This is a genomic window from Streptomyces thermovulgaris (genome assembly GCF_002155915.1).
Lineage (GTDB): Bacteria > Actinomycetota > Actinomycetes > Streptomycetales > Streptomycetaceae > Streptomyces > Streptomyces thermovulgaris.
This window is the reverse complement of sequence record NZ_MUME01000197.1, coordinates 1-14,428: the sequence shown is the minus strand read 5'-3', so window position 1 is coordinate 14,428 and position 14,428 is coordinate 1. Positions and strand designations below refer to the sequence as shown.

The 14,428-nt window shown below is 70.0% G+C and carries 11 protein-coding genes, 4 tRNA genes and 1 pseudogene; 11 read left to right on the top strand and 5 right to left on the bottom strand.

Annotated elements, in window-relative coordinates:
* The 4 genes and pseudogenes from CCN35_RS16825 to CCN35_RS16810 all read left to right on the top strand — a co-directional run.
* Positions 1 to 422 (top strand): annotated as a pseudogene (locus tag CCN35_RS16825) (hypothetical protein); the annotation flags it as partial.
* An 81-nt stretch (positions 423 to 503) separates the two neighbouring features.
* Positions 504 to 576, top strand: a tRNA-Glu gene (locus CCN35_RS16820).
* Between the two features lie 49 nt (positions 577 to 625).
* Positions 626 to 700: transfer RNA gene (locus CCN35_RS16815), tRNA-Asp, on the top strand.
* Positions 701 to 724: 24 nt separating this feature from the next.
* A tRNA-Phe gene (locus tag CCN35_RS16810) sits at positions 725 to 801 on the top strand.
* Positions 802 to 1,077: 276 nt separating this feature from the next.
* On the opposite strand, the gene CCN35_RS16805 is transcribed toward CCN35_RS16810, so the two are convergent.
* Entirely contained in the window at positions 1,078 to 1,359 is a 282-nt protein-coding gene (locus CCN35_RS16805; protein WP_067398824.1) for a zinc-ribbon domain-containing protein, read from the bottom strand.
* A 375-nt stretch (positions 1,360 to 1,734) separates the two neighbouring features.
* On the opposite strand from CCN35_RS16805, the gene CCN35_RS28090 reads away from it, so the two are divergent.
* The 5 genes from CCN35_RS28090 (at position 1,735) to CCN35_RS29510 (ending at position 7,375) form a co-directional block, all read left to right on the top strand.
* Positions 1,735 to 1,932 carry a hypothetical protein gene (locus CCN35_RS28090; protein WP_143631596.1) on the top strand — a complete coding sequence of 66 codons (198 nt, stop codon included), beginning with the start codon at positions 1,735 to 1,737 and terminating at the stop codon, positions 1,930 to 1,932.
* A 70-nt stretch (positions 1,933 to 2,002) separates the two neighbouring features.
* A complete protein-coding gene (locus tag CCN35_RS29985; protein WP_086793336.1) occupies positions 2,003 to 2,401 on the top strand; it encodes a hypothetical protein in 399 nt (132 codons plus the stop codon).
* Between the two features lie 139 nt (positions 2,402 to 2,540).
* Positions 2,541 to 6,527, top strand: coding sequence for an ATP-dependent RNA helicase HrpA (gene hrpA / locus CCN35_RS16795; RefSeq protein ID WP_086793334.1), 3,987 nt, complete (start codon positions 2,541 to 2,543; stop codon positions 6,525 to 6,527).
* Positions 6,528 to 6,619: 92 nt separating this feature from the next.
* Positions 6,620 to 6,694, top strand: a tRNA-Asp gene (locus tag CCN35_RS16790).
* A gap of 396 nt (positions 6,695 to 7,090) precedes the next feature.
* Positions 7,091 to 7,375, top strand: a complete 285-nt coding sequence (locus tag CCN35_RS29510; protein ID WP_086793332.1) for a DUF6274 family protein — start codon at positions 7,091 to 7,093, stop codon at positions 7,373 to 7,375.
* 455 nt (positions 7,376 to 7,830) lie between these two features.
* Here CCN35_RS29510 and bldC read toward each other — a convergent pair whose 3' ends face one another.
* Together bldC and CCN35_RS16770 are read right to left on the bottom strand one after the other, a co-directional pair.
* Positions 7,831 to 8,037 (bottom strand): developmental transcriptional regulator BldC, encoded by a 207-nt coding sequence (gene bldC / locus CCN35_RS16780; RefSeq protein WP_003949541.1) that lies wholly within the window; start codon positions 8,035 to 8,037, stop codon positions 7,831 to 7,833.
* Positions 8,038 to 8,613: 576 nt separating this feature from the next.
* Entirely contained in the window at positions 8,614 to 9,456 is an 843-nt protein-coding gene (locus CCN35_RS16770; protein ID WP_067398818.1) for a DUF8083 family protein, read from the bottom strand.
* A gap of 232 nt (positions 9,457 to 9,688) precedes the next feature.
* Between CCN35_RS16770 and CCN35_RS16765 the strand changes: the two genes are divergently transcribed.
* Positions 9,689 to 10,774 (top strand): Leu/Phe/Val dehydrogenase, encoded by a 1,086-nt coding sequence (locus tag CCN35_RS16765; RefSeq protein ID WP_086793330.1) that lies wholly within the window; start codon positions 9,689 to 9,691, stop codon positions 10,772 to 10,774.
* Between the two features lie 310 nt (positions 10,775 to 11,084).
* A complete protein-coding gene (locus tag CCN35_RS16760) occupies positions 11,085 to 11,330 on the top strand; it encodes a DUF3073 domain-containing protein (protein WP_067398813.1) in 246 nt (81 codons plus the stop codon).
* Positions 11,331 to 11,508: 178 nt separating this feature from the next.
* Here CCN35_RS16760 and purM read toward each other — a convergent pair whose 3' ends face one another.
* Positions 11,509 to 12,576 carry a phosphoribosylformylglycinamidine cyclo-ligase gene (gene purM, locus CCN35_RS16755; protein WP_067398811.1) on the bottom strand — a complete coding sequence of 356 codons (1,068 nt, stop codon included), beginning with the start codon at positions 12,574 to 12,576 and terminating at the stop codon, positions 11,509 to 11,511.
* Positions 12,577 to 12,607: 31 nt separating this feature from the next.
* On the bottom strand, positions 12,608 to 14,137 hold the full coding sequence (purF, locus tag CCN35_RS16750; RefSeq protein ID WP_067398809.1) for an amidophosphoribosyltransferase: 1,530 nt from the start codon (positions 14,135 to 14,137) through the stop codon (positions 12,608 to 12,610).
* Positions 14,138 to 14,428 lie beyond the last annotated feature (291 nt).

Sequence of the window (14,428 nt, the reverse complement as noted above, 5' to 3'; positions counted from 1 at the left end):
AGAGGCTGGCGGGCGCCCGCCTGGCCTCCGCACTGCGCGACCAGCGGGCCAAGGGCACCCCGGTCGACGTCGCCGTCGTCCATGAACCGGTGGCGGCCCGCGAGACGGACGGCACCGTTCCGCTGGTTCTGTGCGGTCACTTCCACCGCCAGGACACGGAGGTCCTCCCCTACGGCACCCGGCTGCGCATGGAGGGCTCGACGGGCGGCAGCGGTCTGCGCGCGGTCGAGGGACAGCAGCCCGATCCGATCGAGGCGTCGATCCTCTACTTCGACCGCGACAGCCGCCGTCTCCAGGCCTGGGACTCGATCAGACTGGGCGGCCTGGGACGGGCAACAGCGGAGGTCAGCCGCCATCTGCCCGAGGAGAACCAGCCCGGCGCGACCCCGTCTCCGACCGGGCCGTCCCCGTCCCGCCCCTAAACAGTTTTGGCGATAGCCCGCGCATCCCCTATGCTTTCCACGTCCCCGACGCGCTGATGAAGCGCCCCGGCGGGCCGTATAGCCCTCATCGTCTAGCGGCCTAGGACGCCGCCCTTTCAAGGCGGTAGCACGGGTTCGAATCCCGTTGGGGGCACGCAGTACCGTATGCGACACTTAGCTTCATCAGTTTCGTGTGCGATCCTGGTCCTGTGGAGCAGTTTGGAGTGCTCGCCACCCTGTCAAGGTGGAGGCCGCGGGTTCAAATCCCGTCAGGACCGCTGAGGTTTCACGTGAAACCTCGTGGCTGGGTAGCTCAGTTGGTACGAGCGTCCGCCTGAAAAGCGGAAGGTCGCCGGTTCGACCCCGGCCCCAGCCACCACCGCCCCCACCAGGGCATTCGCCCCTCTCCGACTCTCACCGGAGAGGGGCTCCTTCATGTCACCCGCGCATGTCACCCGCGCCGACCGTCACGGCGGCGGTTCTCAGGAGAGGGTGTCCCCGGCCTCCGCGGCGTCTTCCGCCCATCCGGGCCGGAGCCGTGGCCGGCGGCCGCCTTCCTCGGCGGCCCCGGGCTTCGGCGGCCGACGGCCGGCCCACGGCACCATCCGGCCCGGGGTGCTCCTCGGGGACCGGCCCGGCCGGGAAACGCGCCGTATCAGGGCCCGTACGGCTGCTGCTGGGGGTGCCGGCCGTGCCCCTGCCCGGCGGCCTGCGCCTGGAGCTGCCGCGCCTGCTCCTCGGTCACCCGCTGCTCCGCACCGCAGAAGGTGCACTGGGTCGCGTACTTCGTCGAGACCGGGAAGAGCGGCACGAAGAACAGCGTGAACTTCATGACCCGCTTGCGGAGCGCATGCGCGGCGGGATTGCCGCACTGCCCGCACACCAGCGTCAGTATCGCGAGCTGGTGGAGGTATCCCTTGATGCCGAAAATGATCACGTCGCCGGTCCTTCCGGTCGGCAGTCGGCGGTGGGCAGGCCGGATCACTGCCGCAGCCCGCACAGGAGAGTGTCGCTCCGGCGCCGTCGGCTTGTCGACCAGGACGAGGCCCCCGGACCCATGGCCCCGCCGTCGCGATGGCCTCGCTGCGGTTGCGGGCGCCGACCCGGGTGCAGGGATTGCGTACGGCCCGGTGCAGATGCCGTTCGAAGTGGCCGGAGCACTTGGCGATGTCCGCGACCGGTGTGCCGGAGGCGAGCTGCCCGAGCAGTTCCGCCCCGGCCTCGCGGAGCACCGGCGTGCTCGCCGGCGCCATCGCTCCTGGGGAGGAGCGCACGCCTCCTGAGGGTGCGTCAGGCACAGGGGGGAGCCCGGATGATCCATGCACTCGTCGTGGACGACGCGGAACTGGTGCGCGAGGCCCTGCGTCGGATCCTCGCCGCCGAGGCGGAGCGGATCCGTGACGTCCCGGCGCCGCCCACGCCGCCCGCCGCGTCAACGGCACCCGGCAAGCTCCGCAAGAAAGGCTCTGCTTTTACCCCGGGAAACCCAGAAGCACCACCAGTCACCTGAGTTGCAGGCACCATTCGGGTGACTAGAGTGAAAAAAGAAACACGTGAGTAACAAGTCAAAGGGGGCATTCATGCCCACTCACACAAAGCGTGCGGCCGTCCTGGGCTCGACCTTCGTCGCCGCGGCGGTCGCTCTGGCTCCCCTCAGCTTCCAGCCGGCCTTCGCCGCCCCGCCCAGCACGACCCAGGTCGGCGCCGCGGTCAGCATTCCCCAGACGGAACAGGACTACCGGCGGGGCTACAGGGACGGCCACAGGTCCGGGCTCCGGGACGGTCAGCGGCGCTGCGACCGGGACCACCGGGACCACCGGGACCGCGACCGGAACCGTGACCGGAACCGCCGGGACGACCGCAAGCAGCCGGCCGCCCATTCCCACCAGCTGGTCCAGCAGGAGTCGCAGAGGGACTACCAGCGCGGCTTCCGGGACGGCTACCGGGACGGCTACCGGGAGGGTCAGCGGCGCTGCTGAACCCCTGTCGCACCGGTCTGTCCCCGTCATCGCCCCCTCCGAAGGCCCCGTCCCGAGGGACGGGGCCTTCGCCGTGCCGCCGGACCCGCGGTCAAATGGTTCGCGCGCAATTTCCCCGAGGTGAGATCCTGGATCCCGTATGTCTACGCATCCCGCCCCCGCCCTCGGCACCCTCGCCTCCCGCCTGGACGAGCTGTCGCTGCGCGACGCGCACCGGCTCGGCCGCAGGCTCGAAGGTGCGCGCAAGATCCGCAAGCCCCAGGCGCGTGCCGCCGTCCTCGCCGAGATCGAGGAGGAGATAGGGAAGGCCGAGGAGCGCATGGCCGCCCGGCGGTCCCGGGTGCCGGAGGTCCGCTACCCGGAGCAGCTGCCGGTCAGCCAGAAGAAGGACGAGATCGCGGAGGCCATCCGCGATCACCAGGTCGTCGTCATCGCCGGTGAGACCGGGTCCGGGAAGACCACCCAGATCCCGAAGATCTGCCTGGAGCTCGGACGGGGCGTACGGGGCATGATCGGGCACACCCAGCCCCGCCGCATCGCCGCCCGTACCGTCGCCGAGCGCGTCGCCGAGGAGCTGAGGACGCCGCTGGGCGAGGCCGTCGGCTGGAAGGTGCGGTTCACCGACCAGGTGGACCCGGACGCCACGTTCATCAAGCTGATGACGGACGGCATCCTGCTCGCCGAGATCCAGACCGACCGCGAGCTGCGCGCCTACGACACGATCATCATCGACGAGGCCCACGAGCGGTCGCTCAACATCGACTTCCTGCTCGGCTATCTGGCGCAGCTGCTGCCGAGGCGGCCCGACCTCAAGGTGGTCATCACCTCGGCCACCATCGACCCGGAGCGCTTCTCCCGGCACTTCGGCAATGCGCCGATCATCGAGGTCAGCGGGCGGACCTATCCCGTGGAGGTGCGCTACCGGCCGCTGCTCGAGGAGGGCCCGGACGCCGGCGACGACGCCGACCGGGACCAGATCACCGCGATCATCGACGCCGTCGAGGAGCTGATGGCCGAGGGGCCCGGGGACATCCTCGTCTTCCTCTCCGGGGAGCGGGAGATCCGCGACACGGCCGACGCGCTCAACAAGAAGCGGTACCGGTTCACCGAGGTGCTGCCGCTGTACGCCCGGCTCTCGCACGCCGAGCAGCACCGTGTCTTCCAGCCGCACACCGGGCGCAGGATCGTGCTGGCGACCAACGTCGCCGAGACCTCCCTGACCGTGCCCGGCATCAAGTACGTCATCGATCCCGGCTTCGCCCGGATCTCCCGCTACAGCCACCGCACCAAGGTGCAGCGGCTGCCGATCGAGCCGATCTCGCAGGCCAGCGCCAATCAGCGCAAGGGACGCTGCGGCCGTACGTCCGACGGCATCTGCATCCGGCTGTACTCCGAGGAGGACTTCCTCTCCCGGCCGGAGTTCACCGACCCGGAGATCCTGCGCACCAACCTGGCCTCCGTCATCCTGCAGATGACCGCGGCCGGCCTCGGCGACATCGAGAAGTTCCCGTTCATCGACCCGCCGGACCACCGCAACATCCGCGACGGCATCCAGCTGCTGCAGGAGCTCGGCGCGCTGGACCCGACGCAGAAGGACCCCCGCAAGCGGCTCACGCCGCTGGGCCGCAAGCTGGCCCAGCTGCCGGTCGACCCGCGGCTGGCCCGGATGATCCTGGAGGCGGACAGGAACGGCTGTGTCCGCGAGGTCATGGTGATCGCCGCCGCGCTGTCCATCCAGGACCCGCGCGAGCGTCCCGCCGACAAGCAGACCCAGGCCGACCAGCAGCACGCGCGGTTCCGGGACGAGTCCAGCGACTTCCTCGCCTTCCTGAACCTCTGGCGCTACATCCGCGAGCAGCAGAAGGAGCGGGGCTCGTCGTCCTTCCGGCGGATGTGCAAGCAGGAGTTCCTCAACTTCCTGCGCATCCGCGAGTGGCAGGACATCTACTCCCAGCTGCGCACGGTCGCCCAGCAGATGGGCCTGCACATCAACGACCGGGACGCCCCCGCCGACCGCATCCACATCTCCCTGCTCGCCGGGCTGCTGTCGCACATCGGCATGAAGGACGTGAAGGAGTCCAAGGACTCGGGACCGGGCGGCCGCAGGGAGGGCGGGCGCAACGAGTACCTGGGCGCCCGCAACGCCAAGTTCGCGATCTTCCCGGGTTCGGCGCTGTTCAAGAAGCCGCCGCGGTTCGTGATGTCGGCGGAGCTGGTGGAGACCTCACGGCTGTGGGCCCGGGTCAACGCGAGGATCGAACCGGAGTGGGTCGAGCCCCTGGCCGGCCATCTCCTCAAACGGACGTACAGCGAGCCGCACTGGGAGAAGGACCAGGCGGCGGTGATGGCGTACGAGAAGGTGACGCTGTACGGCGTGCCGATTGTCGCCCGGCGGAAGGTGAACTACGGGCGGATCGACCCGGAGCTCAGCCGGGAGCTGTTCATCCGTCACGCACTGGTCGAGGGCGACTGGCGTACGCACCACAAGTTCTTCGCCGACAACCGCAGGCTGCTCAGCGAGGTCGAGGAGCTGGAGCACCGGGCCCGGCGCCGGGACATCGTGGTCGACGACGAGACGCTGTTCGACTTCTACGACCAGCGGGTGCCCGAGCACGTCGTCTCCGGCGCCCACTTCGACGCCTGGTGGAAGCGGAAGCGGCAGGAGCAGCCGGACTTCCTGGACTTCGAGCGGGAGATGCTGATCCGGGAGTCGGCGGAGGCGGTCACCAAGGCCGACTACCCGGACTCCTGGCGGCAGGGGGACCTGAGGTTCCGGGTGACGTACCAGTTCGAGCCGGGCGCGGACGCGGACGGTGTGACCGTCCACATCCCGCTGCACGTGCTCAACCAGGTCACCGGGGAGGGCTTCGACTGGCAGATCCCGGGTCTGCGCGAGGAGCTCGTCACCGAGCTGATCCGCTCGCTGCCGAAACCGATCCGCCGGAACTACGTGCCCGCCCCGAACTACGCCAAGGCGTTCCTGGAGAAGGCGACGCCCCTGCAGGAGCCGCTGACCACGGCCATGGCGCGCGAGCTGAAGCGGATGGTCGGTGTGCCCTTCGGGCCCGAGGACTTCGACTGGTCCAAGGTCCCCGACCATCTGAAGATCACTTTCCGGATCGTCGACGAGCGGCGCCGGAAGCTGGCCGAGGACAAGGACCTGGAGGCGCTGAAGCTGCGGCTGAAGCCGAGGGCGCGCAAGGCCCTGTCCCGGGCCGCCGCGGCGACCGCCTCGCGCACCGGTGGCGAGGCGCTGGAGCGCACGGGGCTGACCGACTGGACGATCGGCACGCTCAGCCGGGTCTTCGAGACCCGTCGGGCCGGTCAGCCGGTGAAGGCGTACCCCGCGCTGGTCGACGACGGCGACACCGTGTCCGTGCGGCTCTTCGACACCGAGGCCGAGCAGGCCGAGGCCATGTGGAGGGGAACGCGCCGGCTGATCCTGCGCAACATCCCGGTGAACCCTGCGAAGTTCGCATCCGAAAAGTTGACGAACCAGCAGAAGCTCGCCCTGTCGGCGAATCCGCACGGTTCGATCCAGGCGCTGTTCGACGACTGCGCGACGGCGGCGGCGGACCGGCTGATCGAGGACTTCGGCGGACCGGTGTGGGACGAGGAGTCGTACCGGAAGCTGTACGACAGGGTGCGCGCCGAGATCGTGGACACGACCGTGCGCACCGTGGGCCAGGTGCAGCAGGTGCTGGCCGTCTGGCAGGCCTGTGAGCGCCGTCTGAAGGCCGTACGCAGCCCCGCGCTGCTGCCGAACCTGGCGGACGTACGGGCGCAGCTGGACGGCCTGGTGAAGCCCGGCTTCGTGACGGAGGCGGGGATACGGCGGCTGCCCGATCTGAAGCGGTATCTGGTGGCCGTGGACCGCCGTCTGCAGCAGATGCCGACGAACGTCCAGCGGGACACCACCCGCATGGAGAAGGTCCACGACATGCAGGACGAGTACGCCTGGCTCCTCGAGCAGATGCCGCAGGGCCGGCCGGTGCCGCCCGCGGTGCGGGACATCCGCTGGATGATCGAGGAACTGCGGGTCAGCTACTTCGCCCATGCGCTGGGCACGGCGTACCCCGTCTCGGACAAGCGGATCATGAAGGCGATCGACGCCCTGGCCCCGTGACGACGCGCACACCCTGAGTGAGTTCGACCAGGAGCCTCACCTCCTGTACAGTCTCTTTTCGCAGCGCAACGCATCAGTGGCGCCGCGAGCCTGGTCCTGTGGAGCAGTTTGGAGTGCTCGCCACCCTGTCAAGGTGGAGGCCGCGGGTTCAAATCCCGTCAGGACCGCAGCAGGAAGCGAAGGCCCGCCCCGGCAACGGAGGCGGGCCTTCGCCGTGTCATCCGCCCGCCCGTGCCGGAGGCGGGCTTTTCCCTGTGCGGGTCATGTGCGGACCGGCCGACCTCGTGGCGTCGGCCGGCTTCCGGGCGCCTGCGGGCTCCCGGGCACCGAGCGGTGCCGGCCGGTCCGGCAGCGGGGCCCGGCGGGCTCGCGGGAGCGGTCCCTCGCGGGCACGGAACCGGCGTGCGGCGCCTCGCAGCGCGTGCGCGTACGCCGCACACGCGCGCCGCACGAGGCACGGCGCGGGACGCGGCGCGAAGCGCGGTGCATCTTGACGGAGTCACATTCCCTCGGTACCCAGAGAGGCAGGGACCGCTCCCCGTACGGTCCGCTGGAGGTGGCGTATGGCGGCATCGGCCAGGCACGAAACGCGGGCGTTGCTCCGTGCGCATCTCGCAGCCGCCTCGTCGTACCGTCACCGCACGCGCCACTGTCCCGTCTGCCACCGCCTGTTGCGGCTCGCGATGGACAGTGCCCCGCGGACGGCCCCCCAGACTTCCGAGACTTCCCAGACCTCTCAGGTCCCTCAGGCCGCTCAGACTCTTCAGATCCCTAAGCCCGCTCCGGGTTCTCAGCCCTTCCGGGCTCCGACGGACACGGCCGGGGACGACGGCATCTCCCGCGCGTGAAACGTGAACTCCCGTGCCTGCGTGGGGTGATGGAAGCGCGGGTTCCAATAGCGCAGAGATCCGGCGGAGAACAAGCTCCCTGACATGTGACGGGTGTCACCGTATAAGTTTTTGAAGGAACGGTATTTACACCCGTCCTCCCACCACTCAATTTAATATGTGCAATTGTACTGCTCTGTGGGATGCTCCACAGATGGTCCGTCGCCTCTCACGGATTCCGACGGAGCCGTCCACAGAGCCGCCCCACCGGCCACCATCGGCACACAAAAAGATCGCGCCGGACCTGGCGGAGTCCGGCGCGATCGACGACGCACCCTTGTTCAGTTGTTCAGTCGAAGAACTCTGACAGCTCGGGCATGAGGCCTGTTGGGGCAGGTCCCGCGTCGCTTGGAGCTATGGTTGAGGGCACCTCGGCCGGTTGGGGGACCAGCCGGTCTGCCCGGTCGTTCGGCCGTTCAGGCCTCGCTGCGCTGCTGCGGAATTCCCGCGAGCAGTGCGCGGACCTCGGCCTCGCGGTAACGGCGGTGCCCGCCGAGCGTGCGGATCGACGTGAGCTTGCCGGCCTTCGCCCAGCGCGTGACCGTCTTGGGGTCGACGCGGAACATGGTGGCGACCTCAGCCGGGGTCAGCAGCGGCTCGGCATCAGGGGTGCGAGCGGTCATGAGCGGCCTCCTCGGGAGAACCGACGTTCTCGGTTCTTTCCTCTAAATTCTGCACCTTGACCCGCGTTGCCCGAAATGGCGGACGCGAGCCGAGTCAGTTATAGGACGAACGGCTTGTCCTCGGCACTACAACTACACCATCTGTCCAGCCGCGTCGGCCAAACCGATGGAATTGCCCTCCCAGGCGTCCATCAGCGACGGAAGCCGATGGACCATGCCATAGCGGACAGTCACGCCCCTGTAACGATCAGTCACGGGGCGATCAGGAGTCACGAAACCCCCCAAAGCGTGCAGTGCGGAGATTCCGCCCATGGCAGAGCACAGTTGGACGGATGGAGCCCTCCCCGGACTCCTTGTCCTATTTTGGCACGAGGGTGGGCAACAGAGGCAAGGGCCTTGTACGTGCGGTCCGTCACCCTTGGCACAAAAGCCCGGATCGTGACCTACACCCCGTCAGCTCGCCGAAACGTACTCGACGGTACGACGCCGGGGGACGACGGCACCGTGACCCGCGTCACGTGCCTCACGGCCGCCGCGGCCATCGCGGCGGCCGCACGCGCCCCATCTGTCATACCGTCAGTTCGCAGACCGCCGTTCACGCACCGCCCGCCAGCGCTCCACGAGCCGGCCGTACGCCTCCCCCGCCGCCACGCCGTCGCCGCGCCGCAGCGCCTCGATGCCCTCGGCCACGTCGGCGGCCGAGTGGTCGTCCTCCAGCTCGTCGGCCGGCAGCGCGTGCACCAGCCCGCCGTAGTCCAGTTCCACCAGCGAACGCGGGTGGAACTCCTCCAGCCAGCGGCCGACGTCCACCAGGCCGTCGATCAGCGGCCCCTCGTCGACGGCCTCCCGCAGGGCCCGCAGCGCCCGCGCCACCCGCCGCCGGGCCTGCACCATCGGCGTGCGGTAGCGCAGCACCGCGTCGCCGCCGCCGTCGCCCCTGAGGTACTCCCGCTCCTCGTCGGACACCAGCACGAACCAGTTCAGCGGAACCTGCCAGGTCGCCGTGCGGATCCAGGGGCGGGCGTCGGGGTGGTCGGCCAGCCAGCGCTCGTAGTCCTGGACGGCCTGGTGCCGCACGACCGGGGGCAGGACCGCGTCCAGGACCACCGCCGGAAGCTCCTTGGCGAGATTGCGCAGGGCCTGCCAGCCGCGCAGCCGGGTGCGCCAGGGGCAGACGCGGATCATCCCGTCGACGTCGAGCACGAAGGCGTCCTGGCTCTCGTGCACCGGCACCGGCACCGGCGGGGTGGGCAGCAGGTCGGCCAGGGAGCGGCGCAGTTCGTCCTGGTAGGAGGGGCGGTCGGGGCGGCGGGCGTAGCGCGCCCAGTGGCTGCGCTCCGGCTCCGGGAAGGCGGCCAGCGGCTCGTAGACGCGCAAGTAGGTCGCGTACGGCACGACCACGGAGGACACCTTGGGCACGCCTGCTCCCTCCCCATCGGACCTGACCCGAAACCCGTCCGGCCCGCGCCCGGGTGGACGGAAAACCACTGCAAATCGTCCCACGCGCGGGTGGGAAGGTACTCCAGGGGAGGGTGATCCCGACCACTGCGGGGCCGGTGGGGGTGGTCAGGGTCTACTCTCCTGGCACGGCCCTCGCCACCCTTACGAGGACCTGTTCCCACTCGCCGCTACTTACCCAGGAGTCACCACCGTGACCGACGTAACCAACGGCGTCCTGCACACCCTGTTCCACTCGGAGCAGGGGGGCCATGAGCAAGTCGTGCTGTGCCAGGACCGCGCCAGCGGCCTCAAGGCCGTCATCGCCATCCACTCCACCGCCCTGGGGCCCGCGCTCGGCGGTACGCGCTTCTACCCGTACGCGAACGAGGAGCAGGCCGTCGCCGACGTCCTCAACCTCGCCCGCGGGATGTCCTACAAGAACGCCATGGCCGGCCTCGCGCACGGCGGCGGCAAGGCCGTGATCATCGGTGATCCGGAGCAGATCAAGACCGAGGAGCTGCTGCTCGCCTACGGGCGGTTCGTGGCCTCGCTCGGCGGGCGGTACGTCACCGCGTGCGACGTCGGCACCTATGTCGCCGACATGGACGTGGTGGCGCGCGTGTGCCGCTGGACGACCGGCCGCTCGCCCGAGAACGGCGGCGCCGGCGACTCCTCGGTGCTGACCTCCTTCGGCGTCTACCAGGGCATGCGGGCCGCGGCCCAGCATCTGTGGGGCGACCCGTCGCTGCGCGACCGCAAGGTCGGTGTCGCGGGCGTCGGCAAGGTGGGGCACCACCTGGTGGAGCACCTGCTCGCGGAGGGCGCCCAGGTCGTGATCACGGATGTGCGGGAGGAGGCCGTGCGGCGGGTGACCGAGCGGCACCCGTCCGTGGCCGTGGCGCCCGACACCGATGCGCTGATCCGGACGGAGGGGCTGGACATCTACGCCCCCTGCGCGCTCGGCGGCGCCCTGAACGACGAGACCGTGCCGGTGCTGACCGCCAAGGTGGTGTGCGGCGCGGCCAACAACCAGCTCGCCCACCCGGGTGTCGAGAAGGACCTGGCCGACCGCCGGATCCTCTACGCACCGGACTACGTGGTGAACGCCGGCGGTGTCATCCAGGTCGCCGACGAGCTGCACGGCTTCGACTTCGAGCGGTGCAAGGCGAAGGCCGCGAAGATCTTCGACACCACGCTGGAAATCTTCGCACGTGCAAAGAAGGACGGGGTTCCCCCGGGCGCCGCCGCCGACCGGATCGCCGAGCAGCGGATGGCGGAGGCTCGGGCCGCCCGCTGAGGGCGCACGGAACCCGCGCATCGTTCGTACGTTTGTGCGGTACCTGCCGGTGGAGGGGTGGAGACGCCCGTCACGTCCACCGGCGGGTCGCCTCTCGAGAAGTGCTTGAAATCGAGGCTGACCTGTGAGGACGGGGTGCTTCGACGGCCCCTCGTACACGCGCGCCCTGTGGGCGACGTACCGTATGGGCGCGGGCTCAGGTACCGTGGAAGCACCTACGGAACGGCCTCTCCGCGGAGAGCCCGTTCCGGATCATGAACGCGTGTCAGACTCTGGGGCCGTCGAGCCCCGTCGTTGAGGGGGTCGAGCCATGGGGCGCGGCCGGGCCAAGGCCAAGCAGACGAAGGTCGCCCGCCAGCTGAAGTACAACAGCGGTGGGACGGACCTCGCACGCCTGGCCAAGGAGCTGGGCGCATCGACGTCGAATCAGTCACCGAAGGGCGACCGCTTCGAGGACGATGAGCACGACGACCTGTACGCACGGTACGCCGATCTGTACGAGGACGACGAGGACGACGAGGACGACTCCTCGCGCCAGCACCGCCGCGGCGCGTGACGTCCGCGGCGGCCCGGTCGCCTTCCGCGTGCCGTAGGCATCGCACCTCACCCGGTCCGGGTGCTCACGCACCGGACCGGGTTTCGTGCTGCCGATCCCAACCGGTACAGGTCACGGCCGACTCGCGCCGACCCGGCGCGAGCGGCCGGTGTGCGCCGAAGGCGGGCGCGGGGTGCGCTCACGCGTGCTCTCCCACCAGGGCCGCACCTGTGGTGTGGTCGCCGCGGTCGGTGATCTCGCCGGCCACCCAGGCGTCGACACCGCGGTCGGCCAGAGTGGTGAGCGCCACGTCGGCCGACTCCTCGGGGACGATCGCGAGCATGCCCACGCCCATGTTGAGGGTCCGCTCCAGCTCCAGCCGTTCGACGTTGCCGCTCTTCGCGACGAGGTCGAAGACCGGCGCCGGGGTCCAGGTGGAGCGGTCGATCACGGCGTGCAGACCGTCCGGGATCACCCGGGCCAGGTTGGCGGCGAGCCCGCCGCCGGTGACATGGCTGAAGGCGTGCACCTCGGTGGTGCGGGTCAGCGCCAGGCAGTCCAGCGAGTAGATCCTGGTCGGCTCGAGCAGCTCCTCGCCGAGGGTGCGGCCGAGGTCCTCGATGTGCGCGTCCAGCGACAGGCCGGCCCGGTCCAGCAGCACATGCCGGACCAGGGAGTACCCGTTGGAGTGAAGACCGGAGGACGCCATGGCGATCACCGCGTCGCCCTTGCGGACGCGGTCCGCGCCGAGCACCCGGTCGGCCTCCACGACGCCCGTACCCGCGCCGGCGACGTCGAAGTCGTCCTCTCCGAGGAGCCCCGGGTGTTCGGCCGTCTCACCGCCGATCAGGGCGCAGCCGGCCAGCACACAGCCCTCCGCGATGCCCTTGACGAGCGCGGCGACCCGCTCGGGGTACACCTTGCCGACGCAGATGTAGTCGGTCATGAACAGCGGCTCGGCGCCGCACACCACGATGTCGTCCATGACCATGGCGACCAGGTCGCGGCCGATGGTGTCGTACACGCCCATCCGGCGGGCGATGTCGACCTTGGTGCCCACGCCGTCCGTGGCGGAGGCGAGCAGCGGGCGTTCGTAGCGCTTGAGGGCGGAGGCGTCGAAGAGCCCGGCGAAGCCGCCGAGGCCGCCGAGCACCTCGGGGCGGCGGGTCTTCTTCACCCACTCCTTCATGAGCTCGACGGCGCGGTCGCCCGCCTCGATGTCGACGCCGGCGCTCGCGTAGCTGGCGCCAGTGGTCTCGGAAGACATGACCTTGGGTACCTTCGTGTCGTCTGCGTGCTTACGGGCGGCGAATCGCGTCGGCCACGGCCGTGTCGGCGGGACCGGCGGCCAGCTCGGTCTCCAGCAGCCGCTTGCCGAGCAGCTCGGGGTCGGGGAGTTCCATCGGGTACTCGCCGTCGAAGCAGGCGCGGCACAGGCTGGGCTTGGCCCTGGTGGTCGCCTCGATCATGCCGTCGAGGGAGATGTACGCCAGCGAGTCGGCGCCCAGCGAGGTGCCGATCTCCTCGATGGTCATGCCGTTGGCGATGAGCTCGGCCCGGGTGGCGAAGTCGATGCCGAAGAAGCAGGGCCACTTCACCGGCGGGGAGGAGATCCGGATGTGCACCTCGGCCGCGCCGGCCTCGCGCAGCATCCGGACCAGGGCCCGCTGGGTGTTGCCGCGCACGATGGAGTCGTCGACGACGACCAGGCGCTTGCCCTTGATGACTTCCTTCAGCGGATTCAGTTTCAGCCGGATGCCCAGCTGGCGGATGGTCTGCGAGGGCTGGATGAAGGTACGGCCGACGTAGGCGTTCTTCACCAGGCCGCTGCCGAAGGGGATGCCGGAGGCCTCCGCGTAGCCGATGGCGGCGGGGGTGCCGGACTCGGGGGTCGCTATGACCAGATCGGCCTCGACCGGGGCCTCCTTCGCCAGCCGGCGGCCCATCTCGACACGGGAGAGGTAGACGTTCCGGCCGGCGATGTCGGTGTCGGGGCGGGCCAGGTACACATACTCGAAGACACAGCCCCTGGGCTTCGCATCCGCGAATCGCGAGGTGCGCAGACCGTTCTCGTCGATGGCGACGAACTCGCCCGGCTCCACCTCCCGCACGAAGCTCGCGCCGACGATGTCCAGGGCGGCGGTCTCGGAGGCGACCACCCAGCCGCGCTCGAGACGGCCGAGGACCAGCGGACGGATGCCCTGGGGGTCACGAGCGGCGTAGAGGGTGTGCTCGTCCATGAAGACCAGGCTGAAGGCACCCCTGACCTGCGGGAGGACGAGGTGGGCCGCCTCCTCAACGGTCAGCGGCTTGCCGTCGTCGTCGACCTGGGCGGCCAGCAGGGCCGTGAGCAGGTCGGTGTCGTTGGTCGCGGTCACCCGGGTCGCGCGGCCGGCGGTGTCCTTGGGCAGCCGGGCGACCTTCTCGGCGAGCTCGGCGGTGTTGACCAGGTTGCCGTTGTGGCCGAGCGCGATGGAGCCGTGCGCGGTGGCACGGAACGTCGGCTGGGCGTTCTCCCACACGGAGGCACCGGTGGTCGAGTAACGGGTGTGGCCGACCGCGATGTGGCCCTGGAGCGAACTGAGCGAGGTCTCGTCGAAGACCTGGGAGACCAGGCCCATGTCCTTGAAGACGAGGATCTGGGAGCCGTTGCTGACCGCGATGCCCGCGGATTCCTGGCCCCGATGCTGGAGGGCGTACAGCCCGAAGTACGTGAGCTTTGCGACCTCTTCGCCCGGAGCCCAGACACCGAAGACGCCGCAGGCGTCCTGGGGGCCTTTCTCACCGGGGAGCAGGTCGTGATTGAGTCGACCGTCACCACGTGGCACGGCACCGAGTGTAGGCGAGGTCCGTCGCTGGTCCGAATGGGGGGATGCGCGGCGGCCGTGGGCCACCCGTCGGACGCTACCGCCATGCGCACGACATCGCCGCAGGTCAGCACCGTGCATCACGGCCCGATCCGGCGACGGGCGGCCTTGCGGGGGCCCTGGAGGTTTTTTCTCCGGCGGGCACGAGTGAGGTGTCGCACACCGTTCGGGCGCGTCGCACGGACGAACCGCGGACGAACCGTACGGACATGTCGCGCGGACGAGGCGCGGGGGCGGGGAGGCGCCGTGCGG